The organism is Nocardioides sp. Root122, assembly GCF_001425025.1.
Lineage (GTDB): Bacteria > Actinomycetota > Actinomycetes > Propionibacteriales > Nocardioidaceae > Nocardioides.
Map to the genome: position 1 here is coordinate 146,945 of NZ_LMDE01000012.1, position 25,800 is coordinate 172,744.

The 25,800-nt window shown below is 71.5% G+C and carries 24 protein-coding genes and 1 tRNA gene; 14 read left to right on the forward strand and 11 right to left on the reverse strand.

The window, feature by feature from the left end; all coding sequences use genetic code 11:
- The first annotated feature begins 50 nt into the window (after nucleotides 1-50).
- The 3 genes from ASC64_RS16175 to ASC64_RS16185 are packed head-to-tail and all read left to right on the forward strand — an operon-like array spanning nucleotide 51 to nucleotide 2,403.
- On the forward strand, nucleotides 51-638 hold the full coding sequence (locus ASC64_RS16175) for a MauE/DoxX family redox-associated membrane protein (protein WP_082550556.1): 588 nt from the start codon (nucleotides 51-53) through the stop codon (nucleotides 636-638).
- Nucleotides 574-1,347 carry a DsbA family protein gene (locus ASC64_RS16180; protein ID WP_082550557.1) on the forward strand — a complete coding sequence of 258 codons (774 nt, stop codon included), beginning with the start codon at nucleotides 574-576 and terminating at the stop codon, nucleotides 1,345-1,347. Before ASC64_RS16175 ends, ASC64_RS16180 begins: the two co-directional genes overlap by 65 nt.
- Nucleotides 1,348-1,374: 27 nt before the next feature.
- Nucleotides 1,375-2,403, forward strand: coding sequence for an adenosine deaminase (locus ASC64_RS16185; protein ID WP_056908574.1), 1,029 nt, complete (start codon nucleotides 1,375-1,377; stop codon nucleotides 2,401-2,403).
- On the opposite strand, the gene ASC64_RS16190 is transcribed toward ASC64_RS16185, so the two are convergent.
- Nucleotides 2,382-3,305: an aldo/keto reductase gene (locus ASC64_RS16190; protein WP_235563788.1), complete on the reverse strand. Its 924-nt coding sequence runs from the start codon at nucleotides 3,303-3,305 to the stop codon at nucleotides 2,382-2,384. The two genes, ASC64_RS16185 and ASC64_RS16190, sit on opposite strands and share 22 nt — an antisense overlap.
- Before the next feature lie 261 nt (nucleotides 3,306-3,566).
- Between ASC64_RS16190 and ASC64_RS23185 the strand changes: the two genes are divergently transcribed.
- Nucleotides 3,567-4,670 carry an acyltransferase family protein gene (locus tag ASC64_RS23185; RefSeq protein ID WP_442937988.1) on the forward strand — a complete coding sequence of 368 codons (1,104 nt, stop codon included), beginning with the start codon at nucleotides 3,567-3,569 and terminating at the stop codon, nucleotides 4,668-4,670.
- Here the strand turns inward: ASC64_RS23185 and ASC64_RS16195 are convergent.
- Both ASC64_RS16195 and ASC64_RS16200 read right to left on the reverse strand, forming a co-directional pair.
- Nucleotides 4,632-4,704: transfer RNA gene (locus ASC64_RS16195), tRNA-Arg, on the reverse strand. The two genes, ASC64_RS23185 and ASC64_RS16195, sit on opposite strands and share 39 nt — an antisense overlap.
- Nucleotides 4,705-4,762: 58 nt before the next feature.
- A complete protein-coding gene (locus ASC64_RS16200) occupies nucleotides 4,763-6,175 on the reverse strand; it encodes a dicarboxylate/amino acid:cation symporter (protein WP_056908575.1) in 1,413 nt (470 codons plus the stop codon).
- A gap of 259 nt (nucleotides 6,176-6,434) precedes the next feature.
- Between ASC64_RS16200 and ASC64_RS16205 the strand changes: the two genes are divergently transcribed.
- Nucleotides 6,435-7,130 (forward strand): hypothetical protein, encoded by a 696-nt coding sequence (locus tag ASC64_RS16205; RefSeq protein ID WP_056908576.1) that lies wholly within the window; start codon nucleotides 6,435-6,437, stop codon nucleotides 7,128-7,130.
- 3 nt (nucleotides 7,131-7,133) lie between these two features.
- On the opposite strand, the gene rlmC is transcribed toward ASC64_RS16205, so the two are convergent.
- Together rlmC and ASC64_RS16215 are read right to left on the reverse strand one after the other, a co-directional pair.
- Complete coding sequence (rlmC, locus tag ASC64_RS16210) at nucleotides 7,134-8,300, reverse strand: 23S rRNA (uracil(747)-C(5))-methyltransferase RlmC (RefSeq protein WP_082550559.1); 1,167 nt, start codon at nucleotides 8,298-8,300, stop codon at nucleotides 7,134-7,136.
- Nucleotides 8,281-9,672, reverse strand: a complete 1,392-nt coding sequence (locus tag ASC64_RS16215) for an aminopeptidase P family protein (protein ID WP_056908577.1) — start codon at nucleotides 9,670-9,672, stop codon at nucleotides 8,281-8,283. Before ASC64_RS16215 ends, rlmC begins: the two co-directional genes overlap by 20 nt.
- Nucleotides 9,673-9,779: 107 nt before the next feature.
- On the opposite strand from ASC64_RS16215, the gene ASC64_RS16220 reads away from it, so the two are divergent.
- The 5 genes from ASC64_RS16220 to ettA all read left to right on the forward strand — a co-directional run bounded on the left by ASC64_RS16220 (nucleotide 9,780) and on the right by ettA (nucleotide 16,732).
- Nucleotides 9,780-10,898: a PrsW family intramembrane metalloprotease gene (locus tag ASC64_RS16220; protein WP_056908578.1), complete on the forward strand. Its 1,119-nt coding sequence runs from the start codon at nucleotides 9,780-9,782 to the stop codon at nucleotides 10,896-10,898.
- Nucleotides 10,895-12,637, forward strand: coding sequence for a GTPase domain-containing protein (locus tag ASC64_RS16225; RefSeq protein ID WP_235563790.1), 1,743 nt, complete (start codon nucleotides 10,895-10,897; stop codon nucleotides 12,635-12,637). The genes ASC64_RS16220 and ASC64_RS16225 overlap by 4 nt, the downstream gene beginning before the upstream one ends.
- 40 nt (nucleotides 12,638-12,677) lie before the next feature.
- Nucleotides 12,678-14,333: a YfjP family GTPase gene (locus tag ASC64_RS16230; RefSeq protein ID WP_056908579.1), complete on the forward strand. Its 1,656-nt coding sequence runs from the start codon at nucleotides 12,678-12,680 to the stop codon at nucleotides 14,331-14,333.
- A 151-nt stretch (nucleotides 14,334-14,484) separates the two neighbouring features.
- A complete protein-coding gene (locus ASC64_RS16235; protein WP_056908580.1) occupies nucleotides 14,485-14,937 on the forward strand; it encodes a single-stranded DNA-binding protein in 453 nt (150 codons plus the stop codon).
- Between the two features lie 112 nt (nucleotides 14,938-15,049).
- Nucleotides 15,050-16,732 (forward strand): energy-dependent translational throttle protein EttA, encoded by a 1,683-nt coding sequence (gene ettA / locus ASC64_RS16240; protein ID WP_056908581.1) that lies wholly within the window; start codon nucleotides 15,050-15,052, stop codon nucleotides 16,730-16,732.
- Nucleotides 16,733-16,869: 137 nt separating this feature from the next.
- Here the strand turns inward: ettA and ASC64_RS16245 are convergent, their stop codons facing one another.
- The 3 genes from ASC64_RS16245 to ASC64_RS16255 are packed head-to-tail and all read right to left on the reverse strand — an operon-like array spanning nucleotide 16,870 to nucleotide 19,232.
- Nucleotides 16,870-17,358, reverse strand: a complete 489-nt coding sequence (locus ASC64_RS16245; RefSeq protein ID WP_056908582.1) for a MarR family winged helix-turn-helix transcriptional regulator — start codon at nucleotides 17,356-17,358, stop codon at nucleotides 16,870-16,872.
- A gap of 15 nt (nucleotides 17,359-17,373) precedes the next feature.
- Complete coding sequence (locus ASC64_RS16250; protein ID WP_056908583.1) at nucleotides 17,374-18,588, reverse strand: acetyl-CoA C-acetyltransferase; 1,215 nt, start codon at nucleotides 18,586-18,588, stop codon at nucleotides 17,374-17,376.
- Between the two features lie 53 nt (nucleotides 18,589-18,641).
- A complete protein-coding gene (locus ASC64_RS16255) occupies nucleotides 18,642-19,232 on the reverse strand; it encodes a TetR/AcrR family transcriptional regulator (RefSeq protein ID WP_056908584.1) in 591 nt (196 codons plus the stop codon).
- Between the two features lie 135 nt (nucleotides 19,233-19,367).
- On the opposite strand from ASC64_RS16255, the gene ASC64_RS16260 reads away from it, so the two are divergent.
- Entirely contained in the window at nucleotides 19,368-19,550 is a 183-nt protein-coding gene (locus ASC64_RS16260; RefSeq protein ID WP_056908585.1) for a hypothetical protein, read from the forward strand.
- 160 nt (nucleotides 19,551-19,710) lie between these two features.
- Nucleotides 19,711-20,556, forward strand: a complete 846-nt coding sequence (locus ASC64_RS16265; RefSeq protein ID WP_056908586.1) for an acyl-CoA thioesterase — start codon at nucleotides 19,711-19,713, stop codon at nucleotides 20,554-20,556.
- A 24-nt stretch (nucleotides 20,557-20,580) separates the two neighbouring features.
- Here ASC64_RS16265 and ASC64_RS16270 read toward each other — a convergent pair whose 3' ends face one another.
- Both ASC64_RS16270 and ASC64_RS16275 read right to left on the reverse strand, forming a co-directional pair.
- Nucleotides 20,581-20,967, reverse strand: a complete 387-nt coding sequence (locus ASC64_RS16270; RefSeq protein ID WP_056908587.1) for a globin — start codon at nucleotides 20,965-20,967, stop codon at nucleotides 20,581-20,583.
- 23 nt (nucleotides 20,968-20,990) lie between these two features.
- A complete protein-coding gene (locus tag ASC64_RS16275; RefSeq protein ID WP_082550560.1) occupies nucleotides 20,991-22,067 on the reverse strand; it encodes a mechanosensitive ion channel family protein in 1,077 nt (358 codons plus the stop codon).
- Between the two features lie 30 nt (nucleotides 22,068-22,097).
- Here ASC64_RS16275 and ASC64_RS16280 point away from each other — a divergent pair, with 30 nt between their 5' ends.
- Together ASC64_RS16280 and ASC64_RS16285 are read left to right on the forward strand one after the other, a co-directional pair.
- The gene (locus ASC64_RS16280; RefSeq protein ID WP_156385241.1) at nucleotides 22,098-22,484 is read left to right on the forward strand and encodes a hypothetical protein; all 387 of its coding nucleotides are present in this window, start codon (nucleotides 22,098-22,100) and stop codon (nucleotides 22,482-22,484) included.
- Nucleotides 22,471-22,857 carry a DUF5130 family protein gene (locus ASC64_RS16285; RefSeq protein WP_056908589.1) on the forward strand — a complete coding sequence of 129 codons (387 nt, stop codon included), beginning with the start codon at nucleotides 22,471-22,473 and terminating at the stop codon, nucleotides 22,855-22,857. Before ASC64_RS16280 ends, ASC64_RS16285 begins: the two co-directional genes overlap by 14 nt.
- Nucleotides 22,858-23,173: 316 nt before the next feature.
- On the opposite strand, the gene pepN is transcribed toward ASC64_RS16285, so the two are convergent.
- Nucleotides 23,174-25,717: an aminopeptidase N gene (pepN, locus tag ASC64_RS16290; RefSeq protein WP_056908590.1), complete on the reverse strand. Its 2,544-nt coding sequence runs from the start codon at nucleotides 25,715-25,717 to the stop codon at nucleotides 23,174-23,176.
- Nucleotides 25,718-25,800 lie beyond the last annotated feature (83 nt).

Below are 25,800 nucleotides of genomic sequence, written 5' to 3' on the forward strand. Positions count from 1 at the left end.
CGACGCCCGTTCTCAGCCTCGACTCAGGCTCACGTCCTACCCTTCGGGATGTGAAGGACTGGTTCGGCCTCGTCGCGCGACTCGTGACGGGCGGCGTGTGGATCGTCGCGGGGGCCCTGAAGCTGCCCTACCCCGCCGACAGCGTCCGCGCGGTGCGGGCGTACGACCTCCTGCCGGAGGCGGTCGTGCCCGCCGTCGGGCACCTGCTGCCGGTGGTCGAGGTCGTGATCGGCCTCTGCCTGGTGCTCGGCGTGCTGGTGCGCGGCTCCGCTGCCGTCTCGGCGCTGCTGTTCGTGGCCTTCGTCATCGGCATCAGCAGCGCGTGGGCGCGCGGGCTCTCGATCGACTGCGGCTGCTTCGGCGGTGGGGGAGAGATCCCCGACGCGGCGGCCAAGTACCCCGGCGAGATCGCCCGCGACGTGGGACTTCTGGCCCTGTCGGCGTGGCTGGTGGTTCGGCCACGCTCACGACTGGCGCTCGACACCGTCCTGTTCCGGTCGTCCACCGACGCCGGACCCGATGCCGACCCCGACCCCGAGCACGACACCCGAATCGACACCGGAGGAAGCCTCGATGGCGCAGAAGAAGAGCTCGCACAGGACCGCGGAGGAGAAGGCCGCCGCGCAGGCCCGGCGTGAGCAGCGCCAGGCGCGCACCGTGCGGGCCCGCGAGCAGGCCGAGGAGCGTCGCAAGGCCGCCAAGCGTCGCGAGCAGCTCACCCGCGCCGGACTGGTCGCCGTCGTCCTGGCGATCGTCGTCGGCGGCTACTTCCTGATCACCAGCCTCGGCTCCGACAAGCCGAGCACCGCCCCCGACGGCGCCAGCGGCAGCTACGGCATGGTCGTCGGTGACCCGGACGCGCCCAAGTCGGCCGTGGTCTACGAGGACTTCCTCTGCCCGTTCTGCGGCCAGCTCGAGAAGACCGTGCGCGAGCGCCTCGACGCGGCTGTCGAGGCCGGCGACGTGAAGGTCGAGTACCGCCCGCTGCCCTTCCTCGAGCGCATCGACGACTACTCGCCCCGCTCCGCCAACGCCTTCGCGGTGGTCCTCGACGCGTCGGGTGCCGAGGTCGCCAAGAAGTTCCACGACCTGCTGTTCGACAACCAGCCCTCGGAGAAGGGTCCGTTCCCCAGCGACGACGACCTCGTCGACCTCGCCGTCGAGGCCGGCGCGACCGAGTCGGAGGTCCGCCCCGGCATCGAGGACATGGCGTTCGAGGGCTGGGTCGACGCGGCCGGCGAGGCGGCGTCCAAGGCCAAGGTGAACTCCACGCCGACGGTGCTCATCGACGGCGAGAAGGCCCAGGGCACCACGATCGAGGCGATCGCCGCGGAGATGGTGAGCTGACCTCCCGGGGCTGACACACTGCCGGGCGTGAGCCTCCAGTCCTTCATCGCCGGCCTGCCCAAGGCCGAGCTGCACGTGCACCACGTCGGGTCGGCGTCGCCGCGGATCGTGTCCGAGCTCGCGGCGCGCCATCCCGACGCCGGTGTCCCCAGCGACCTCGACGGGTTGAAGGACTTCTTCACCTTCCGCGACTTCGCGCACTTCATCGACGTCTACCTGGCCGTCGTCGACCTGGTCCGCACGCCCGAGGACATCCGGCTGCTGACCTACGAGATCGCCCGGGAGATGGCCGAGGGCCAGAACCTGCGCTACGCCGAGCTCACCTGCACGCCGTACACGTCCGTGGTGCGCGGCATCGCGATCCAGGCCTACACCGAGGCGATCGAGGACGCGCGGGTCGCCGCCGAGCGCGACTTCGGGCTGGTGCTGCGCTGGATCTACGACATCCCGGGGGAGTCCGGCATCCCGGCCGCCGACGCCACGCTGGAGTACGCCCTCGGGCACCGCACGGACGCCCTCGTGGGCTTCGGCCTCGGCGGTCCCGAGGTCGGGGTGCCGCGCGCACAGTTCCAGGAGCACTTCGCCCGGGCCCGTGCGGCCGGTCTCCGCTCGGTGCCGCACGCCGGCGAGACGACCGGGCCCGACACGGTCTGGGAGTCCGTGCAGCTGCTCGGCGCCGAGCGGATCGGCCACGGCTGCTCCGCCGCCCAGGACCCCGAGCTGCTGGCCCACCTCGCCGACACGGGGATCGTGCTCGAGGTCTGCCCGACCTCCAACATCGCCACCCGTGCGGTCGACCGGATCGAGGACCACCCCCTGCGGTCCTTCGTCGACGCGGGCGTGACGGTGACGATCAACTCCGACGATCCGCCGATGTTCTCCACGACGCTCAACCACGACTACGAGGTCGCCGCCGGCCTCCTCGACCTCGACGAGCAGGGAGTCGCGGACCTCGCCCGCGCGGCGATCGCGGCGTCGTTCGCCCCGGACGACGTCAAGACGCGGGTGCGCGGCGAGATCGATGCGTACGCCGCTCAGGCCGGCGCATCGAGCTGAGCCATCACCTCGTCGTCCAGCGCGAGCTCGCCGGCCCGCAGGGCTGACTCCAGCTGGTCGAGGCTGCTGACTCCGAGGATCGGCCTGGTGCCGTGTCGTACGAGCCACGCCAGGACCACCACGCTCGGCGCGACGCCGAGGCGGTCCGCGACGTCGGCCAGGACGGCGAGCCGCGCGGTCGTGCCGGGGTGGTCGTAGGCCGCGGGGAACGGGCGGTCCGTGCGGTCGTAGGCCCCCTGGACGAGCGGGCTGTAGGCCCACACCTCCACCTCGGGGTGCTGCTCGACGTAGTCGCGGGTCTCCTCGGTGACCCAGCCGAACCGGTGGTCCTTGCCCTCCACGGCGGCGCCCGGGCGCGGCTCGACGTACGACGTCGAGAGCTGGAGCGCGGTGACGGTCTCCAGGCCCTGGGCGATGGCGTGGCTGCGCGCGCGCTCGACCAGCCACGTGGGGTGGTTGGACAGGCCCAGGCGGTGGGCCATGCCGTCGTCGACGAGGATGCCCATCGCCTCGACGGTCTCCTCGATGGGGGTGCCGAGGTCGCGCGCGTGCGCCCAGAACAGGTCGATGGTCTCCACACCGAGCCGCTCGCGGCTCGCGGTGGCGCCGGCGCGCACGACCGGCGCGGAGAGGCCCTCGGGAGCGCCGTCGACCGGCTCCACGCCGACCTTGGTCGAGAGCGCGACCTGCTCGCGGGCACCCGGGTTGGCGCGCAACCAGGCGCCGATGACGGACTCGCTCTGTCCACCGTGGCCGCTCGGGTCCGCCCAGAACGCGTAGCAGTTCGCCGTGTCGACCCACCTCCCGCCGGCCTCGACGAACCGGTCGAGCAGCGCGAAGGAGGAGTCCCGGTCGGTGCGGGTGCCGAAGTACGTGGTCCCCAGGACGAGGTCACTGATCACGGCGCCGAAGATACTCGCGCGCGACCACGTCAGGAGACGTACATGGCCCGGCGAACTCATACTCCGCCGGGCCTGCTGGGATCTTCACGCGTCGCGGCGCCCCGATGGGGGACGCTCGGCGGCGTGTCGGCCATCTGGACCGCGGCCGAGTAGGGTCCCGCCGTGCGCTTCCTCCTCGGACCGACCATCAGCCACGACCGGTTCCTCGCCGACCGCCACTTCGGCGGCCTCGACGGCGTCCGGGCGATCGCGGCGCTCGCGGTGGTCGGGTTCCACTTCAGCGGGCCTGCCCCGATGTTCGCGGGCGGCTGGCTCGGCGTGCACATGTTCTTCGTGCTCTCGGGCTTCCTGATCACCACGCTGCTGCTGCGTGAGGAGGCCGCGACCGGCCGCGTCTCCCTGCTCGGCTTCTGGGTACGCCGCATCTTCCGCATCGCCCCGGCCTACTACGCCGCCCTGCTCGGCTCGGTGCTGCTGCTGAAGTGGGGCGGCGTCTACGAGGCCGCGGGCGGTCCGCAGGCGATCAAGTGGTTCCTGACCTTCAACCCGGAGCTCGCGCCGAGCCCGATGAACTTCACGCAGGCCTGGACGATCGGCATCGAGCAGAAGTTCTACCTCGTCTGGCCCCTGCTCGGCTTCGTCCTGCTGCCGCTGCTGGGCGTCGTGCTCGGCGGGGCCGGGCGGGCGCGGGCACTCGCGGGCCTGGCCATCCTGCCTGTGATGCTGTGGCTGATCTGGCACCACAACATCTCCTGGGTGCACTACGTAGCGATCTTCCTGGGGTGCGGGGTGGCGCTGATGATGCATGCGCGCCCGACCTTCCGGGTCCTGTCGCTGCTGTCCTCGCGGGTGGTCCAGGTCGGGCTCATCGTCGCGCTCTACTGGGTGCAGAGCCACTCGGCCGAGCTCACCGCGCGCTGGGCCGGCCCGGAGCAGCTGATCCTCCTCTTCGCGGTGCTCTCCGCGCTGAGCCTGCCCAGCCTCTGCGGTCGCACCGAGGTCAGCCGCGTCCTCGCGATCACGCCGTTCAAGTGGCTCGGCGAGCGGTCGTACTCGATCTACCTGTTCCAGGTGATCGCCGGTCACTTCGTCGCCATGGCGCTGCCCCAGTGGCGCAACGACCTGCACAAGACCCTCGTGGTGCTGGTCGTCGTCGTGATGATCGCCGACTTCGTCTACCGCTTCGTCGAGCGACCGGGGATCCAGGCGGGCCGCTGGCTCGCGTCGTGGCTCGCGGCGCACCCGCTGCGCCGCCGGGGCTCGGCGGCCCCCGCAGAGCCCGTGCCGGCAGTGGGCGACGTCCTCCCGGTCGGAGCCGCGCCGGAGCGCCCCCGGCAGGACTCGAACCTGCAACCCACGGATTAGAAGGCCGTTGCGCTATCCATTGCGCCACGGGGGCAACGGCGCCCAGTATCCCAGCCGCCGCTGCCCCCGCTGACGCAGGCACGTCGTTTCCGTCAGGCAGGCACGACCTCCGGCGCCGTCGCCTCCACGTCGTGGCGCGACTGCGCTGATGCGGCGTCCTCGCGCCACGGCGTGCCCGCGCGCGGGGCGTCGTACGCCTCCCGGTCGAGGATGCCCTCACGCTTGGCGACGATCGTGGGCACCAGCGCCTGGCCGGTGACGTTGACCGCGGTGCGGCCCATGTCGAGGATCGGGTCGATCGCGAGCAGCAGGCCCACGCCCTCGAGCGGGAGGCCGAGGGTCGACAGGGTCAGCGTGAGCATGACCGTCGCGCCGGTGACGCCCGCGGTGGCGGCCGAGCCGATGACCGAGACGAAGGCGATCAGGACGTAGTCGGTGATCGACAGGTCGAGGCCGAAGAACTGGGCCACGAAGATCGCGGAGATCGCCGGGTAGATCGAGGCGCAGCCGTCCATCTTGGTGGTCGCGCCGAGCGGCACCGCGAAGGAGGCGTAGGCCCGCGGCACGCCGAGGTTGCGCTCGGTGACGCTCTCCGTGACCGGCATGGTGCCGACCGACGAGCGGGACACGAAGGCCAGCGAGATCGCGGGCCATGCACCGGAGAAGAACTGCTTGACCGACAGGCCGTTGAGGCGCAGCAGGATCGGGTAGACGCCCGCGACGACCAGCAGCAGCCCGGCGTAGATCGCGAGGGTGAAGGTGCCCAGCGAGCCGAGGGCGTCCCAGCCGTAGGAGGCGACGGCGTTGCCGAGCAGGCCGACGGTCGCGATCGGGGCGAGCAGGATGATCCACCACAGCACCTTCTGGACCACGGCGAGCGCGGACCGGACGAAGGTGAGGAACGGGTCGGCCGCCTCGCCGACCTTGAGGGTCGCGATGCCGACGGCGATGGCGACGACGAGGATCTGCAGCACGTTGAACGACATGCCGACGGTGCCGTCGCCGTTGTCGTACCCCTGGAGGCCGAGCACGTTGGCCGGCACGAGGCCGGTGAGGAAGTCGAGCCACGAACCGGTGCTCGACGGGGCGCTCGCCGCGTCGGCGGTCACGCTGGTGTGGTCTCCGGGCCGCAGCACGAGGCCGAGCACGATGCCGATCGACACCGCGATGAGCGCGGTGATCGCGAACCACGTGAGGGTCTTCCACGCCAGCCGCGCGGCACCGGTGACGTCACGCAGGTTGGCGATCGAGGCGACGATGGCGAGGAACACCAGCGGAGGTACGACGGCGCGCAGCAGGGTGACGAAGGTGCCACCCACCGTGCTCAGTGTCTCGGTCAGCCAGTTCGGGTCGACCTCGCCGGTGGAGGCGTCGACGCCGTCCGCTCCGATGCTGCGGGCGACGAGTCCGAGAACCACGCCGAGGACCAGTCCCACCAGGACCTGGACGCCGAACGAGGGAAGCCGGAAGCGGGCCCGCTTCGAGCTCGAAACAGAAGTATTCATACTGAAAAGATAACCTTTCGGAACCGCGACCCGCAGTGGCGGGTGCGGACGACGTGCGGGATCAGTCGACGGCACACGCGAGGCGACAGAGTGCGCTCTCGGTGCGGGCGAGGTCGACGGCACGACGCTGCGTCAGGAGGTCGCCGACGGTCGCCGGGGGAGTCGAGGAGGCACGCACACCTGGCCCAACCGGTGCTCGGTGAGCAGGATTCCGTGGTTCGCGTCACAGGCAGTGCTGGACTTCCCTAGGGTTCAGCGCATGTCTCGCCTTGCCACACGGCTGCTCGCCGTCCTCGCCCCTGCCGCCCTCCTCCTGCCGGCAGCTGCTCACGCCGATCAGGTGAGCGTCGACGACGCCGCCGGTGACGCGAAGGCCGTCAACATGGCCGTCGCCCTCGGCGGGTTGCTCGACGGCTCGACCCAGGACGGGCCGCTCCTCCTCGACGCTGCGGCGGAGACGTCGACCGACGTCGTGCGCACCACGATCGACCACGCGCGCAAGCGCCTCACGCTGACGGTGCAGCTCCGCGACCTCGTCGACACCGATGGACACTCGGTCGAGTTCCGCATCTTCACCCCCGAGGGTCGCTACGCCCTCACCGCCGGCGTCGTGGACGGCCGGACGATGGCCGACCTCTTCCCGCTCGGACGCAGCGGCACCTCCGTCAGCGTGTCCGAGGACGGCACGGTCACGGTCACGGAAGGCCCGGTCACCAAGCCCTGCCGGACGGTGCGGGCCCGCTACGACGTGGCAGCCGACACGCTGACGGCGTCGGCGCCCACCTCCTGCCTCGGCTCGCCGAAGTGGGTGCAGGTCGCTGCTGGGGTGAGCCGCACCAAGGTCACGCCGCAGGCTGACGGTTCGGCCAACCTCGCGAGCTGGGTCGACGACGCCTTCCGCGGTGGCGTGAGCCTCAACAGCCTCGGCCGCAGCCCGAAGGTGCGCCGCGGCTGACCCTCAGCGCGAGAGCAGCACGATCACCTCGTAGTGGGTGGTGTGCGGGAACATGTCGAGCACCCGGGCCTGCACCGGGCGCAGCGACGGCATCGCGGCCAGGTCCCGCGCCAGCGAGTCGGCGTTGCACGACGAGTAGACGACGTGTCGCACGCCCGACGCCTCCAGCCAGCCGCCCAGCTCGGGGCCGATCCCGCGCCGGGGCGGGTTGACCACGACGAGGTCGGGGACGGTCGACTGGTCGAGCGCCCACTGGGTGGCGTCCGCCGCCACGAAGGTGGCACCGGCGACCTGACCATCGAGCGCGGCCCGCACCGCCTCGGCCGATGCCTCGACGCCGACCACCTCGCGGCCGTCGCCCGCCAGGTGCAGCGCGAACCCGCCGACCCCGCAGTAGAGGTCCCAGATGGTGCGCACGTCCGGGAGGTCGTCGACCCAGGTGCGTGCCTGCTCGTAGAGGGCCTCCGCGACCGCGGTGTTGGTCTGGAAGAACGACTGGGGTCCCAGCCACAGGGTCACGCCGGTCGCCAGCCGCATCGGCACCGTCGACTCCGGCGTCAGCACGATCTCGCGCTCGCCCTCGAGGACCGCCTTGTGCTCGGGCTGGACGTTGACGGTCACCACCCGCAGCGCCGGCAGCGCCTCGCGCAGCTCAGGCAGCCGCGAGCGGACGCGCGCCTCGAGCGCCGTCGACCTCATCACGAGCCGCAGCAGCAGCTCGCCGTCGGGTGACTCGGTGAGCAGGACGTGCTTGAGCTCGCCGCGCCGCGCCGCGACGTCGTACGGCGTCAGGGCGGAGGTGGTGACCCACGAGGCGATCACACCGAGGGCCGCCCTCAGGCCGTCGGAGTGCAGGCCGCAGTCGTGCAGGTCGATCCCGGTGTGGTCGCGAGCGAGGATCCCCAGCGTCGGTGCCTCGACCGTCCCGCCGACGGCCATCTTGGCCTTGTTGCGGAAGCCCGCGTCCGCACCGGCCACCGTCGGCAGCCACACCGGGGAGTCGACCAGCGAGCGGGCGTCCGCCTCCTTGTCGCAGAGCTGCTGCTCCCGCGCGGTCCCGAGCAGGGTGCACGAGCGGCAGCGGTGGGCGTCGTAGTGGTGGCAGCGGGGCAGGCCGTCGACGATCGTGAGGCTGGGCGCGGGCGCCGGGTCAGCCACCGATGCGCGCACCCATCCACTCCTCGACGTCGGCCGACGTCCGGGGCAGCGAGGCGGAGAGGTTCCGGTTGCCGTCGGCGGTGACGAGGATGTCGTCCTCGATGCGGATGCCGATCCCGCGCAGCTCCTCGGGGACGAGCAGGTCGTCCTCCTGGAAGTAGAGACCGGGCTCGACGGTGAGCACCATCCCCTCGGCGAGGTCGCCCTTGGGGTAGATGTCGACCGAGGCCCGACCGCAGTCGTGGACGTCCATGCCGAGCATGTGCGAGGTGCCGTGCAGCGTCCAGCGGGCGTAGACCTTCGACTCCGGGTCGAGCGCCTCCTCCGCGGTGACGGGGAGCAGGCCCATGTCCTCGAGCCCGTGGGCGAGCACGTCCATCGCGGCGTTGTGGGCGGCGAGGAACGCCGCACCCGGGCGGACCGCCTCGATGCCGGCCTGCTGCGCCTTCTGCACGAGGTCGTAGAGGTCGCGCTGCAGCGGCGTGAAGGTGCCGTCGACCGGGAGAGTGCGCGTCACGTCGGCGGTGTAGAGGTTGTGGCCCTCCACGCCCATGTCGAGCAGCACCAGCTTGCCGGGCTGGATGGACCCGGTGTTCTCGATCCAGTGCAGCGTCGTCGCGTGCGAGCCGCCCGCGCAGATCGAGTCGTAGCCGATGTCGTTGCCCATCGCCCGGGCGCGACGGAAGAAGGTGCCCTCGATCCAGCGCTCGCCGAACTCGCGCACGCGGTCCCACTCGCGGACCGAGTCCTCGAAGCCGAGGGTCGTGATGTCGCAGGCCTCCTGGAGCTCGCCGACCTCCCACTCGTCCTTGACCAGCCGCAGCTCGTCGGCCACGCGGGCCAGGTCCTCGTCGCTGGTGATGTCGCGCGTCTTGCGGTCGTCGTCGAAGGACGGCAGGTCCTTGACGTGACGGACCTCGATGCCGAGGGAGTCGGAGATCTCCTGCGCCGACGGCCGCCGCCCGGCCCACAGCTCGCCGTACTGGCGGTCGCGGAAGAACTCGTCGGTGGTGCGCTCGGAGCGAGGGCGCGCGTAGAGGACCGACTCGCCGTCCTCGACCACGAGCACCGCGTCCGAGGTCTGGTTGCCGGTGAAGTAGGTGTGGGCGGTGTCGGGGCGGAAGCGGTAGTCGGTGTCGTTGGCCCGCACCTTGTAGGTGCCGGCGGGCAGCACCAGGCGCTCGCCGGGGAACGCCTCGGCCAGCTTCGCGCGCCGAGCGGCCGCCCAGTCGGCCACGGGGTGGCGGGGCAGCTCGAGGTCGCGGTTGCCCCAGCCCTCGCGCATGAACGCGGCGTAGGCCGCCGGGACGGCCGGGTCGTGCGACTCGGTCTTCGGCTGGTCAGCAGGGTTCTCGACGGGGTTCTCCGCAGTGGGCTCGCTCACGCGGCCACTGTACGACGCACGCACGCGCGTGGACGAGGCAGACGAGCCACCCCCGGAGGGGTGCGGCGGGGAGGTCCGCGCGGTGCCTGCTCCGTTAGGGTCAGGACATGCACCGAGGCCGCCGCGACAGTGTTGCCTTCACCGTCGTGGTGGGCATCCTCGTCCTGCTCGGCGGCATCGCGATGGCGCTCGTCGTCGGCCTCTCGGGCGCACCCGGTTCGCTGGCCCTCGCGGCCCTGCTCGCCGCCGTACCCGTGGGGCCGCTCGTCGGCTGCTTCATGTGGCTCGACCGCTACGAGCCCGAGCCGCGCAACCTGCTGGTGGCCGGCCTCCTGTGGGGCGCGTTCGTCGCGACCGCGGCGGCCCTGGTCTTCCAGGGCATCGGGCTGGCCGGCGGCGCCAGCGAGCGCGACAGCCTCGCGGTCCTGGCCCCGGTCACCGAGGAGGCGACCAAGGGATTCTTCCTGCTGCTGCTCCTGTGGTGGCGCCGCCACGAGCTCGACGGGGTGCTCGACGGCATCGTCTACGCCGGCATGGTGGGCATCGGCTTCGCCTTCACCGAGAACATCCTCTACCTCGCCGCGGCCTACGACGGCACCGACGGCATCGGTCCGGGCGGCACCACCGCGCTGACCGGCACCTTCGTCCTGCGCTGCCTCATCAGCCCGTTCGCCCACCCCTTCTTCACCGTCTTCACGGGCATCGGCGTCGGCCTGGCCATCACCTCGCGTCGCCTCCCGGTGCGGGTGCTGGCGCCGCTGGTCGGCTTCGCGATCGCTGCCCTGCTGCACAGCCTCTGGAACTCCTCGACGTTGTCCGGCACCGGCCACTTCTTCGTCGTCTACGGCACCTTGATGTTCCCGGCGTTCGTCGGGGTGGTGGCCTTCGCGGTCTACCGCCGGCGCTCGGAGCGCCCGCTCCTGGCCGAGGCGCTCCAGGACGCCGCCGACCGCGGGCTCCTGCCCGCCACCGACATCCCGTGGCTGGTGGACCTCCGCGCGCGCCGGCAGGCCCGGCGCTGGGCCCGCCGGCAGGGCGGGCCGCAGGCCGAGCGCGGGATGCGTGCCTACCAGGCCGCGGCGGTCGAGCTCGGCTACCTGCACCACCGCTACCTCAAGGGCACGGCCCCGGACGACTTCGGCGTCCGCGGCCAGGAGCACGTCGAGGAGCTGCGACGCATCCGCCCCTACATCTCCTTCCCCGGACAGGTGGTGCCCACCCGATGACCGACAACACCGCGATGGTGACCGCCCTGGTCCGGCTGCGGGGTGCCCTGCAGGAGGCCCGGCTGCCGCTGGAGCTGCCCGGCGCCGGGGAGCAGCGCGAGGCCCGGACCGAGATGGTCGACCAGCTCGAGGACTACGTCATCCCGCGCCTGATGACCCTCGACGCGCCGCTCCTCGCGGTCGTCGGCGGGTCCACCGGCGCCGGCAAGTCGACCCTGGTGAACTCGCTCGTCGGCACCCGCGTCACCACGCCCGGGGTGCTGCGGCCCACCACCCGGTCGCCCGTCCTGGTGCACCACCCCGACGACGCCAAGTGGTTCGGGCAGGACCGGCTGCTGCCCGAGCTCGAACGGGTCTCGCGCCAGACCAACGACCCCGAGGCGCTGCAGCTCGTGGCCTCGCCGGCGATGACCCCCGGCCTGGCGATCCTCGACGCGCCCGACATCGACTCGGTCGAGGAGCGCAACCGCGTGCTCGCCGCCCAGCTGCTCGCGGCGGCCGACCTCTGGCTCTTCGTCACCTCGGCCGCGCGCTACGCCGACCAGGTGCCGTGGGAGTTCCTCCGCAAGGCCGCCGAGCGCTCGGCCGCGGTGGCGATCGTGCTGGACCGCACCCCGCCCGAGGCCGTCGACACGATCTCCACCCACCTGGCCCGCATGCTCGCCAGCCGCGGCCTCAAGGACTCCCCGCTGTTCAGCGTCGAGGAGGGCCCGGTCTCCGACATGGGGCTGCTTCCCTCGGCGTCGGTGGCCGAGATCCGCCAGTGGCTCCAGGCGCTCGCCGACGACCAGGACGCGCGCGCGGCAGTGGTCCAGCAGACCCTCGACGGCGCGATCCGCACCCTCGGTCGTCGTACCCACACGGTGGCCGACGCCGCGACCGAGCAGACCGACGCCGTACGCCGTCTGCGCGAGGACGCCAACGAGGCCTACGACCGCGCCGTTGCCGCAGTCAGTGAGGCGTCGGCCGACGGCACCCTCCTGCGCGGCGAGGTGCTCGCCCGGTGGCAGGAGTTCGTCGGCACCGGTGAGCTGCTCCGCTCGCTGGAGACGCGGGTCGGCTGGATCCGCGACAAGCTGGTCAACGCGATCAAGGGCAAGCCGCAGCAGGCCGAGCGGGTCACCGTCGCGGTCGAGTCCGGCCTGGAGACGCTGATCCTCGAGCACGCCGAGGCGGCAGCCGAGCGCGCCGAGGCCTCGTGGCGCAGCACCGCCGCAGGTCAGGTGCTGCTCAAGGACGCGGGGGAGGACCTCGGTCGCGCCTCGCGCGACTTCCGCCGCAAGGCCGAGCGGGCCGTGCGCGACTGGCAGGCCGACGTGCTGGAGATGGTCCGCACCGAGGGTGCCGACAAGCGCTCGACCGCGCGGTTCCTGGCGTTCGGCGTCAACGGCCTCTCCGTGGCGCTGATGGTCGTCGTCTTCGCCCACACCGCGGGCGTCACCGGCGCCGAGGCAGGCATCGCCGGCGGGTCGGCCGTCCTCGGGCAGAAGCTGCTCGAGGCCGTCTTCGGCGACCAGGCGGTGCGCTCCCTCGCCGATCGCGCCCGGCAGCGGCTGGAGGCCTCCGTCGGGGAGCTGCTCGACGCGGAGCGGCGCCGCTACACCGACCTGCTCGACGCCCTCGAGGTCTCCCCGGAGGCCCCCGAGCGGATGCGCGCGGCGGCGCGCAAGGTCGACGACCTGCGCTATGCCGCGAACCACACCGCCCAGGTTTCGCTGGCCGAGGACAGCGAGCCCTAGGGTTGAGGCCCGAGAAGTCCACCAGTGCCGTGAGGGAGTCATGACGTCGTTGCTCGAAGGGGCCAAGAAGCTGGTCACCCGGAGCTCTGACATCGGCGCCCGCGTCGACGGACTCGAGCGTGCGGCGGCCGCCGCGCGGGGGCGGGTGGACGACGCCGTCGTCGACGACGCGACCGTCGTCGCCGCGCGTGCCGCGGGCCGCCTCAAGCTCTCCGCCGACCACACCGTCGTCGCCCTCGCCGGCGCCACCGGGTCCGGCAAGTCCTCCACCTTCAACGCCCTGACCGAGCTCGAGCTCGCCGCGGTCGGCGTCCGTCGTCCGACCACCTCCTGGGCGACAGCGTGCGTGTGGGGCAAGGAGGGGGCCGAGGAGCTGCTCGAGTGGCTCGGCATCCCCGCCCGCCACCAGGTCACCCGCGACTCGATGCTGTCCAAGGGCGACGAGGACGTGGAGATGCGCGGCGTCGTCCTCCTCGACCTGCCCGACCACGACTCCACCGAGGTCTCCCACCACCTCGAGGTCGAACGGCTGGTCCAGCTCGCCGACATGCTCGTGTGGGTCCTCGACCCCCAGAAGTACGCCGATGCCGCCATCCACGACCGCTTCCTCAAGCCGCTGGCCGGACACCGCGACGTGATGCTGGTCGTGCTCAACCACATCGACACGGTGCCGGAGGACCGACGCCAGTCGATGCTCGACGACGTACGCCGCCTGCTGGAGGCCGACGGGCTGCCCGGCGTGCCGGTGCTGCCGGTCAGCGCGCGTCACGGCTGGGGCGTCGACGAGCTCCGCTCGCTGATCGTCAAGCGGGTGGCCGAGAAGAAGGCGACCCGGGCCCGCCTCGAGGCCGACGTCCGCACGGCCGCGCTGCGGCTGCAGGAGGAGGTCGGCAGCGGCAAGCCGCCGACGCTCTCCACCGCGCGCGTCGCGGCGCTCGACGACGCCTTCGCCGACGCGGCCGGGGTGCCGATCGTGGTGAAGGCCGTGGCCGACTCGACCCGGATGCGCGCCAACCGGGCGACCGGCTGGCCGGTGACCGCCTGGTTCTCCCGCCTGCGTCCCGACCCGCTCAAGCGGCTCCACCTCGACCTCGGCGCGTCCGGCAAGGAGCTGGCCGGCACGGCCCGCACGTCCGTGCCGCAGGCCACCGGGGTGCAACGCGCACGCATCGACAGCGAGGTGCGCGCCCTGGCCGACCAGGTGGGGGAGGGCATGTCCCCGTCGTGGGCCAGCGCCGTGCGCGCCGCGTCGGTGTCGCGGCTGCCCGACCTCAACGACCGTCTCGACCGCGCCGTCGCCGCCACCGACCTCGGCCCCACCCGGATCCCCGTCTGGGCCGGACTGGTCCGGGTCCTGCAGTACCTCCTCATCCTCTCCGCCCTCGTCGGTGCCGGGTGGCTGGCCCTGCTGGCCCTGGGCTCCTACGCCCGTCTGCCCGAGCCGCCGACCCCCGAGGTCGGGGCCTTCCCGGTGCCGACGCTCCTGCTCCTCGGCGGGATCCTGCTGGGGCTGCTGCTCGCGCTCGTGTGCCGCTGGCTGGTGTCGCTGACCGCGAGGTCGCGGGCGCGGGCCGCCGACAAGCGGCTGCGCGACGCGATCTCGGAGGTCTCCGCTGAGGTCGTCGTCGAGCCGATCCAGGCCGAGCTGGCGTCCTACGCCGCGGTGCGCGACGGCCTGTCCGCCGCCCTGAAGTAGCCCGGTCCCGGGCCGCCGACCGTCCACAGGGGCGCTCGGGGACGCGTCGTCCCCAGCCGGGACGTGTCGACGGACGGCAGTGTCGGCCGTCGCGTCGAGCCTTGGGTCATCGCGGCGGACGGTCCGCCGCCGACACAGGAGGCATCGTGCGATGAACGACACCCAGATCACCCTGACAGGCTGGATCGGCGGCGAGGTCACCCTGCGCCAGGTCGGGGAGGACCGCCACGTCGCCTCGTTCCGCGTGGCGTGCACGCCCTGGCGTCTCCGCGACGGCGAGTGGGTCAGGGGCGCCACGACGTGGCACACCGTCAAGGCGTGGAACCGACTGGCCCGTCACGTCGCCCAGTCACTCGGCAGCGGCGACCCCGTGGTGGTGCACGGTCGTCTCGTCGCTGACGTGTGGGAGCGCGACGGCAGGCCGCAGACCAGCTTCGAGGTGGTGGCCACGTCCGTGGGTCCCGACCTGTCCCACGGCACCGCCACGTTCTCCCGGGCGGTGTCCGCCGAGCCCACCACCGAGCCCACCACCGAGCCCACCACCGCGGAGCGCCCCGACGCGGGCGTCGGGTCGAGCACCGGGGTGGGCGCGGAGGCGGCCTGACGCCGCGGGCGACCGGCGCCCACGGGCGGGCGTGCGTCGACCGGGACCACGGGGGCCCTCCGCGCTCGGTGCGATTGTCGGCGGGGGCACCGTTCCCCGTAGGCTCGCCCGCATGGCTGAGTACGTCTTCACACTGCGCAATGTGCGCAAGGCCCATGGTGACAAGGTCGTCCTCGACAACGTCACCCTCTCGTTCCTCCACGGCGCCAAGATCGGCGTCGTCGGACCCAACGGCACGGGCAAGTCCTCGCTGCTCAAGATCATGGCGCAGCTCGACCACGCCAACAACGGCGACGCGATCCTCGACCCCGACGCGACCGTCGGGATGCTCCAGCAGGAGCCGCCGCTGAGCGAGGGCAAGACCGTCCTGGAGAACGTCGAGGAGGCCGTCGGCGACCTCAAGGCCAAGATGAAGCGCCTCGAGGACGCCTACATGGAGATGGGCGAGCCCGACGCCGACCAGGACGCCCTCATGCAGGAGACGGGCGACCTCCAGACCGAGCTCGACAACGCCAACGCGTGGGACCTCGACAGCCGCCTCGACCAGGCCATGGACGCGCTCCGCTGCCCGCCGCCCGACGTGCTGGTCGACAACCTGTCCGGTGGTGAGCGCCGCCGCGTCGCCCTGTGCAAGCTGCTGCTGCAGCAGCCCGACCTGCTCCTGCTCGACGAGCCCACCAACCACCTCGACGCCGAGTCGGTGCAGTGGCTCGAGGGCCACCTCGCCTCCTACCCCGGCGCCGTCCTGGCCGTGACCCACGACCGGTACTTCCTCGACAACGTCGCGCAGTGGATCCTCGAGCTCGACCGCGGCAAGGCGCACCCCTACGAGGGCAACTACACGACCTACCTCGAGACCAAGAAGGAGCGGCTCAAGATCGAGGGCCAGAAGGACGCCAAGCGCGCCAAGGTCCTCGAGCGCGAGCTCGAGTGGGTCCGCTCCAACGCCAAGGCCCGCCAGACCAAGAGCAAGTCCCGTCTGGCGCGCTACGAGGAGATGGCGGCCGAGGCCGACCGGATGCGCAAGATCGACACCTCCGAGATCAACATCCCGGCCGGTCCGCGACTCGGCGACATCGTGCTGGAGGCCGAGAAGCTCGGGAAGGGCTTCGAGGGCCGCACGCTCATGCACGACCTGACCTTCAAGCTGCCCCGCGCCGGCATCGTCGGCGTCATCGGCCCCAACGGTGTCGGCAAGACCACGCTCTTCCGGATGATCACCGGTCAGGAGCAGCCCGACGAGGGCGAGTTGAAGGTCGGCCAGACGGTGAAGATCTCCTACGTCGACCAGAGCCGTGGCGGCATCGACCCCAACAAGAACGTCTGGGAGGTCGTCTCCGACGGGCTCGACTTCATCAAGGTCGCCAACTTCGAGATGAACTCGCGGGCCTACGTCGCCTCGTTCGGCTTCAAGGGTCCCGACCAGCAGAAGAAGGCCGGCGTGCTGTCCGGTGGTGAGCGCAACCGCCTCAACCTGGCGCTGACGCTCAAGATGGGCGGCAACATGCTGCTCCTCGACGAGCCCACCAACGACCTCGACGTGGAGACCCTGTCCTCCCTCGAGGACGCGCTGCTCGACTTCCCCGGCTGTGCCGTGGTCACCTCCCACGACCGGTGGTTCCTCGACCGCGTCGCCACCCACATCCTCGCCTGGGAGGGCGACGACGAGGACCCGGCGCAGTGGTTCTGGTTCGAGGGCAACTACGCGTCCTACGAGGAGAACAAGATCGAGCGCCTCGGCATCGAGGCCGCGCGCCCGCACCGCGTCACGCACCGCCGCCTGACGCGCGACTGACCTCGTCCGACCTCGTCCTGTCCGACAAGCCCCGGGTGTGTCGGACAGGACGAAGTGCGTTCATGCCGGCAGTCCCGGGGGTGCGCAGGTGCAGCCACCCGCGGTTCATCCTGCTCGACGCGCCGCGCGCGCAGCCGTCAGCGGATCTCCGACTCGGGATGGCGGGTAACCAGGTGGTCGGCCACCCGGTCGAAGACCCGGCCCACAGCGGCGAAGTCCTCCTCGGCGACCAGGTCGACGACGTTGCGCCGCACGCTCTCGACGTGGCACGGAGCGGCCCGCACGAGCAGGTCGTAGCCCTTCTCGGTCATCGTCGCGACGACGCCGCGGCCGTCCTCGGGGGTCGTCCCGCGAGTGACGTAGCCGACCGCCTCCATCCGGGCGACCGTGTGCGTCACCCGGCTGCGCGAGTGCGCCATCGCGTCGGCGAGCTGCGCCATCCGCATGGCGCGTCCCGGCCGCTCGGAGAGCCGCACGAGCACCTCGTACTCGGTGAGCGACATGCTGAACTCGCGCCGCAGGTCGTCGTCGAGGCGCTCCTCCAGCAGTGTCATGCCCATCATCAGGGCACGCCACGAGTGCTGCTGGTCGTCGTTCAGCCAGCGAGGTTCCCCCGGGGTGGTCATGGGGGCAGCCTAGTGTCAGGAGACCCGCTCGAGGATCAGCGCCATGCCCTGCCCGCCGCCCACGCACATGGTGATCAGCCCGGTGGACTTGTCGTGCCAGTCCAGGCTGTTGAGCATGGTGTTCTGCAGCCGGGCACCGGTCATGCCGAACGGGTGGCCGACGGCGATGGCGCCGCCGTTGACGTTGAGGCGGTCGAGGTCGATGCCGAGGTCCTGGTAGGACGGCACGACCTGAGCGGCGAAGGCCTCGTTGATCTCGACGAGGTCGATGTCGCCGATGCTCATTCCGGCGTGCTTGAGGGCGTTCTTCGTCGCCTCGACCGGGCCGAGGCCCATGATCTCGGGGGAGAGGCCGGAGACACCGGTGGACACGATCCGCGCGAGCGGCGTGAGGCCGAGCTCGGCCGCCTTGGTGTCGGACATGACCACGACGGCCGCGGCGCCGTCGTTGAGCGCGCAGCAGTTGCCGGCGGTGACCACGCCGTCGGGGCGGAAGACCGGGTCGAGGCCGGCGATGGCGTCGTACGTCACTCCGGCGCGCGGGCCGTCGTCCTTGCTCACCACGGTGCCGTCCGGCGTCGTGACGGGCGTGATCTCGCGCTCCCAGAAGCCGTCGGCGATGGCCTTCTCGGCGAGGTTCTGCGAGCGGACCGCGAACTCGTCGAGCTCCTTGCGGTCGAGACCACGCAGGCGGGCGACGTTCTCGGCCGTCTGGCCCATGGCGATGTAGATGTCGGGCAGCTGACCGTCCTCGCGCGGGTCGTGCCAGTCCTGCCCGCCCTGGGCGTACTGCTCGGTGCGCGCACCGGCGTCCTCGAACAGCGGGTTGCGGGTGCCGGGGATGTGGTCGGAGGTGCCCTTGGCGAAGCGCGAGACGGTCTCCACGCCGGCCGAGACGAAGATGTCGCCCTCGCCTGCCTTGATGGCGTGGAAGGCCATCCGGGTGGTCTGCACCGACGAGGAGCAGTAGCGGGTGACGGTCGCGCCGGGAACCTCGAGACCGAGGAGCGTGGTGACCACGCGCGCCATGTTGTTGCCGGACTCGCCGCCCGGGAGGCCGCAGCCGAGGAGGAGGTCCTCGATGGTCGTCGGGTCCAGGTCCGGGATCTTGTCCAGCGCGGCCTGCACGGCCAGGGCGGTCAGGTCGTCGGGACGGAAGTCCTTGAGCGAGCCCTTGTTGGCGCGGCCGATGGGGGTGCGCGCTGCGGAAACGATCACTGCCTCGGGCATGGAGAACTCCGGTTACTCGTGGGTCACTGTCTCCCCGGCAGACTAGTGCCCCCTCAGGTCGAGGTCTGCCCCAGCCCGGTCAGCAGCTGTTCGACGCTCTCGCTCACGAACGTACGACGTCGCCGCGGCGGCAGCAGCAGGGATGCGAGGAGCACGCCGTCGAGCGCAGCGACCAGCGTCCGGGCCGAGGCGCCGCCCTCCTTCCCCGCGCCGGCCAGCACCGCGTCGACCATGGCGACCAGGTCCTCGCGCCAGAGGGCGAAGCGCTCCTTGAGGTCGTCGTCACGGGTCGCCGCCACGGTGAGCTCCAGCCGGGCGGCCAGCAGGTCGGGCTGGTCGAGCCAGCGCGAGAACAGCCTCGAGACCTCCGCCACCGCTCGCTCGTGGTCCCCGGGGCACGAGGCGAGGCGCCCGCCGAGCGCCTCGACATCAGCGGCGAGCCGGTCGGCCACGAAGTCGCCCAGGGCGCCGAGGAGGGCGCCCCGCGACCGGTAGTAGGCCGAGCTGCTGCCCTCCGGGAGCCCGGCCTCTCGGTCGACGGCCCGGTGGGTGAGCCCGCGGTTTCCCTGCCGGGCGAGGACGGTCGTGGCAGCGGCCAGGATCTCGCGACGACGCGGCGACAGCTCCTCGCTCGCTCGGTTCACAGGCCCTCCTCCGCGTTGGTGCTCGACCGCCCCTGGACGGTGACGCAGGACACTACCGCCACGACTTGCTCTACGTATGTAGAAGCGTATGCTTCTACATACGTAGAACTTCTCCATCTGTAGAAAGGACCCGCCATGCAGCTCATCGACCCCACTGCTGTCGTCACCCTCCTCGTCGTCGTCGGCATCGCCGCCGTCGCCTCGATCGCGCTGGCCGCGGTCGCCCTCCCCGCCACCCTGCGCGTCACCCGCACGGACCGCCAGGCCCGCCGCGAGTCCATCCCCACCTACTACGGGCGCCTCCACTTCGCTGGCTGATGGCGCTCGCTGGCTGAATGGCGCTCGCTCCGCTCGCGCGTGCTCAGGCAGCTGGGGCGATCCGGGCCTGTGCTTGTCGGACTCGCTCCGCCAGCGCGTGCTCGGCGCCACCGAATGACACCGCAACGCCCCGACCGTCGGTTTCTGCGACGATCGGGGCGTGCGCCATTTGTACCGCTGTCCGCTGCGTTGGGCCGACCTCGACCTGCTCGGCCACGTCAACAACGTCACCTACGTCGACTACCTCCAGGAGGCGCGGGTGGACATGTTCCGCACCCACGCCCCGGACAGCCGCAGCGAGGACCTCGCTGAGGGTGTCGTGGTCGTGCGCCACGAGGTCACCTACGTCTCGTCGCTCACCTTCTCCTCCGAGCCGGTCTCGGTCGAGTGCTGGGTCACCGAGCTCCGCGCCGCGAGCTTCACCATGGCCTACGAGATCTTCGCCGAGGACGGCGACGGCGAGCGCAGGGTCTTCCTGCGGGCGCGCACGGTGCTGACGCCGTACGTCTTCGCGACGGAGCGCCCGCGTCGCCTCAACGAGGCGGAGAAGGAGTCGCTGACCCGGTTGCTCGAGCCCGACGAGCCGGTTCGTCCCACGCCCGCACCCGAGGTCGTCGAGGTGCCGGGAGGCGACTACGCGGTGCACGTGCGCTTCTCGGACGTCGACGTCTACGGCCACGTCAACAACGTGAAGTACTTCGAGTACTTCCAGGAGGCCCGCATCCAGCTGATGACGGCGCAGGGCCGCGAGCTGGGGGAGGGCCTCCACCTGGTCGTCGCGCAGACCGACGTCGACTACCGCCGGCCGATCCTGTTCCGCGCCGATCCCTACGACTGCCGCACCTGGGTGTCCCGGATCGGCAGCACCTCGCTGGTCTTCGAGTCCGTGGTGCGCGACGGCGACGAAATCCTCGCCCGGGCCCGCGTGGTGGGGGTCTGCATGGACAGCGAGACCGGGCGGCCGGCACCGGTGCCTGAGGGGCTGCGCGCGCTGGTCAGCGCGTGAGCACCGCCTGCCTTGCCGGCAGGCTCACTCGATCGTGTTGACCATGAACTGGGCTGCGTGCGTCACGTAGTCCCAGAACCGGGCGTCCTGCTCGGGGGTCAGCCCCGCCGCGTCCAGCCCGGCGCGGAAGTGCACCAGCCAGTGCTGGGCGGCCGTCGGAGTGACCTCGAACGGTGCGTGCCGCATCCGCAGCCGGGGGTGGCCTCGCGTGTCGCCGTACGTCGTCGGGCCGCCCCAGTACTGGATGAGGAACAGGGCGAACCGCTCCTCTGCGGGGCCGAGGTCCTCCTCGGGGTACATCGGACGCAGGACCTCGTCGGTGGCCACGCCCTCGTAGAAGCGGTGCACGATGGTGCGGATGGTCTCCGCGCCGCCGATCTCGTCGTAGAACGTGGTGGTCACGCCGCCCATTCTCCCGTGCGACGCCAGCCCGGTCAGGCCGGGGTGTCCCCGTCGCCCGCGTCCGTGGACGCGGCCGAGGGCGCGCTCTCCTGCCACAGCACGCGCTGGGCGACGGCGAGGTTGATGCCGTCGCTCTCGAAGCGCGCCTTCACCCGCTCGCGCATCGTGCGGGCCACGGCCCACTGCTCCATGGGCGCCGTCTTCAGCGTGACGCGTACGACGATCCCGTCGACGCCGAGGGACTCCACGCCCCACACCTCGGGCTCCTCGATGATCACGCCGCGGAAGTCCTCGTCGACCCAGAGGTCGTGCGCGACCTCCTCCAGCGCGCGGCGCACCTGCACCAGGTCCTCGGTGTAGCCGACGGTGACGTCGAGCACCGTCCGCGCCCAGTTCTGGCTCATGTTGCCGACCCGGAGGATCTCGCCGTTGCGGACGTACCAGACCGTCCCGTTGACGTCGCGCAGCCGTGTCACCCGCAGGCTGACGGCCTCGACGGTGCCGGAGGCCTCGCCGAGGTCGATGACGTCGCCGACGCCGTACTGGTCCTCGAAGATCATGAAGATGCCGGACAGGAAGTCCTTGACCAGCGCCTGCGAGCCGAAGCCGAGGGCGACGCCGATGATGCCGGCGCTGGCGATGAGCGGCGCGATGTCGTAGCCGAGCTCGGAGATGAACATCAGCGCGATGACGGTGAGCACGACGCCGGTGACGATGCTCTTGAGCAACGAGCCCATCGTCGCGGCGCGCTGCACGCGCCTGGTGAAGCCGGGGTCCTCGCGGAGGTTGAGGGCTGCGCCCATCTTGCCGCCGGCGATCGCGCGGCTGAGCCGGTTGGGGAGGACGCCGACCTCGGCGCGCTTGACGACCCGGTCGATGACCCGGTGGAGCAGCCACCGGACCAGCAGTCCGATGAGGATCAGGCCCACCAGGGCCGACGGCTTGCCCACGATCCAGTCCACCGCGGTGGCGAGCTTCTCGTTGCCTGTCTGCTCGAGCACCCAGGTGCACAGGTTCTCGTCGCTGGAGCAGGTGACGAGGGAGTTGGCGGTCTCGCTCCCGGAGACCTCGGTCACGTTGATGATCGGGGTGATGAGGGGGTGAGGCATGCCCGCCAGTATGGCGATAGCCTTGGCGCCGTGACCAAGCCCGTCATCACGTCCCCGTCGTCCCCGCCGTCATCCCGGCGTCGTGTCCGCGCGCTCGTCCTGACGAGCGCGCCGGTGCTGGCCCTGCTGGCCACGCCCGTCTGGGCCGACGTGCCCGAGGGCTGGGACGGCCAGACCGAGCACCGCAGCCCGGACTTCCTCCACGCCCTCGGCGTCTACCTCGGCGCCCCGCTGCTGCTGTTCGCGTTGATCGCCCTGGCGGTCTACCTGCCCGCGATGATCCGCGGCGAGCGGCTGCTCCCCGACCACTCCGGCGGTGAGGCGCAGTGGATCGGCGGCCCCCGTCAGGGCGTCGCCGAGCTCCCTGCCGCCGACGGCGAGGACTCCCGAGCGGGTGGCGCCAGTGGCAGCTGGTGAGCCGCTGAGCGACTCCGACCGGCTCGCGCTCGATCGCGCGATCCGCCTGGCCGAGCAGGCCAGCCGGTTCGAGTTCTCCGTCTACGTCGGTCCGGTCGAGGGTGACGACGCCCGCGCCTGGGCCACCCGCCTGCACAACCGGCTCGTCGCCCCCTCGCGCAGCGTGCTGGTCCTCGTCGACCCGCGCCGGCGCGTCACCGAGGTCGTCACCGGTGGCGACGTACGCCGTCACCTGACCGACGCCGAGGTCGAGCTGGCCGTCGTGGCCATGGCCTCGGAGTTCGGCGGCGGCAACCTCCTCGGCGGCCTCCTGCGTGGCATCGCGATGCTCGCCGAGCACGCCCGCCCCCAGAACACCCTCCACGCAGGTTGATGGCGCTCGCTCCGCTCGCGCGTGCTCGACGCCCCTGAAGACGTCGTCTTCCCTCGTCGCTCCCGAGCTGTCTCGCTGCGCTCGTCGCACTCGCTCGCTCCTCAGTCCAGACGACGTCGGGCGCCGAGCTGTGCCTGATGGGGGTTGAGGCGGCCCGGGGGAGATCTGGACAGCGCACGCCGACCGGGCACTTCGTTCCCGTCAAGAGCACCGACCGGGCAGTTCGTACCCGTCACAAAGGCCGACCGGGCAGTTCCTCGCGATACAGCGCGAGGAACTGCCCGGTCGGTGTGTTCTACAGCGAGGAAGTGCCCGGTCAGCTGGCGTCGTACGCCTGGGCGGTGAGGGCGCGGGCGATCTCCGCGCGGGCCTCGCCGATGTAGCGCTTGGCCTGCTTGGGCGCGTCGGAGGTGGCGAGCCACTCGTCCAGCCGGGCGAGGACGGCCTCGGAGCCGAGCGGCTTGGGGAAGCCGTACTCGAGGACGGTCGAGGCCTTGTGGAAGCCCAGCACGTCGACGAGCGTCTCGGAGGCGGTGAGGAACTTCTCGAGGTAGGGCTCGAGGACGTCCTCCTGGCCGAACCGGAAGATCGAGAAGGCGATCTCGCGCGACGTCTCGTTGGGGGTCGTCGGGTCGAGGATCGCGTTCCAGGCGGCCTCCTTGGCCTCCGGCGTCGGCTGCGACGCCCGGGCCGCGGCCGCCTGCTCCTTGCCCGAGATGGTCTTGTCGACCTCGAGCTCGGCGTCGATCTCCGCCTCGCCGAAGCGACCGGCCTTCGCGAGCGCCGTGATCAGCACCCAGCGCATGTCCTGGTCGATCGCGAGCCCCTCAACGGTAAAGGACCCGTCGAGCAGGCCGATCAGGTCGTCGAGGGCGGCGTCACGGTGCGCGGCGCCGGCGTAGGAGCGCGCGAACGTGAGCTGGTGGTCGCTGCCCGGCTCGGCAGCCAGCAGCAGCTCACGCAGGCCGGACTCCCAGGTCGCCCGCAGCTCGGCCCGGTGCGCCGGGTCCGAGTAGAAGTTCACCGCGAGCGCGGTGGAGGCGGGGATCCTGGTGACGGCCCAGGCGTCGCTCTCCTGGCCGATGTTGGCCAGCACGAGGTCGAGCCAGTCGCGGGTGCGCATCTCGCCGTCGCGGGTCATGTCCCACGCGGCACCCCACACGATGGCGCGGGGGAGCGAGTCCTCGAAGGTCGACAGCGCCGAGATCGCCGTCGCGCGCGAGCGCTCGTCGAGGCGGATCTTGGCGTAGGCGTGGTCCTCGTCGTTGAGGAGGAGCAGCGCGGGCTGCTTCACCCCGACCAGCTCGGGCACGTCGGTGCGCTCGCCCTCGACGTCGATCTCGAGGTAGTCCCGGCGGACCAGCCGGCCGTCGACCTCGTCGTACAGGCCGATGCCGAGGCGGTGGCGCCGCAGCGTGGGCCAGTCGGGGTGGGCCGACTGGGCGACCGCGAAGGACGCGTAACCGCCCTGGCCGTCGAGCTCGAAGGCCGGGGCGAGGGTGTTCACGCCGGCCGTCTGCAGCCACTCCTGGGCCCAGCTGTCCAGCTCGCGGCCGGAGGCCTTCTCGAGGGTGGCGAGCAGGTCCTTGAACTCCGGGTTGCCGTACTCCCACTCCTTGAAGTAGCTGCGCAGGCCCTCCAGGAAGGGCTCGATGCCGACCCACGCGACGAGCTGCTTGAGCACCGAGGCGCCCTTGGCGTAGGTGATCATGTCGAAGTTGACCTCGACCGCGTGGAGGTCGACGTTGTCGGCCGCGATCGGGTGGGTGGAGGGCAGCTGGTCGGCGCGGTAGCCGGTCTGCTTGCGGGCATTCGCGAAGCCGGTCCAGGCGTCGGTGAACTCGGTCGCGTTGGCCTCGCACCAGTAGCAGGCCCACTCGGCGAACGACTCGTTGAGCCAGAGGTCGTCCCACCACTTCATGGTCACCAGGTCGCCGAACCACATGTGCGCCATCTCGTGGGTGATCACCGAGGCACGGAACTCGAAGAACGAGCGCGGCTGGCGGCTGCGCGGGAGGTACTCGTCGCGCAGCGTGACGCAGCCGGCGTTCTCCATGGCCCCGGCGTTGTACTCGGGGACGTAGAGCTGGTCGTACTTCCCGAACGGGTAGGGGTAGTCGAACTGCTCCTCGAAGAACTCGAAGCTCTGCTTGGTGAGGGCGACCAGCTCCGCGGTGTCCATGTGCTCCTTGAGCGACTGGCGGCAGTAGTGGCCCAGCGGGATCGTGCCGAACTTGCCCTCGTAGGTGTCGAGCTCGGCGTGGTACTCGCCGGCCACGATGGCGGTGATGTAGGTCGACATCCGCTTGGTGGTGGGGAAGTGCCACACCGAGACGCCGTCCTGCCCGGCGGGCCGGGGCTCGGGCGTCGGTGCGTTGGAGACCACGACCCAGTGCGAGGGGGCGGTGACGGTGAAGGTGAAGACGGACTTCAGGTCGGGCTGCTCGAAGGTGGTGAAGACGCGGCGGGCGTCGGGCACCTCGAACTGGCTGTAGAGGTAGACGCGGTCGTCGACCGGGTCGACGAAGCGGTGCAGGCCCTCACCGGTGTTGGAGTAGGCGCAGTCCGCGGTCACGACCAGCGTGTTCGTCGCCTCGAGGTCGTCGAGCGCGATGCGGCTGTCGGCGTACGCCGTGGCGGGGTCGAGGCTGCGGCCGTTGAGGGTGATCTCGCGCACCGTGGGCGCCACGAGGTCGGCGAAGGTGCTCGCCCCCGGCTCCCGGCAGGTGAACTCGAGCGTGGTGACAGAGGCAAAGGTGGTGTCGCCGGTCGTGAGATCCAGGTCGATGGAGTACGACGTGACGTCCAGGAGGGCGGCGCGGGTGGCGGCCTCGTCCCGGGTGAGGTTGGTTCCAGGCATGCGCGCATCCTGCCACCTGTCGGCGCGGGGTCGTGCCCCGCCGGTGGCGCTCCGGCGCCGTCAGGTTCCAGGGACAGTTGCAA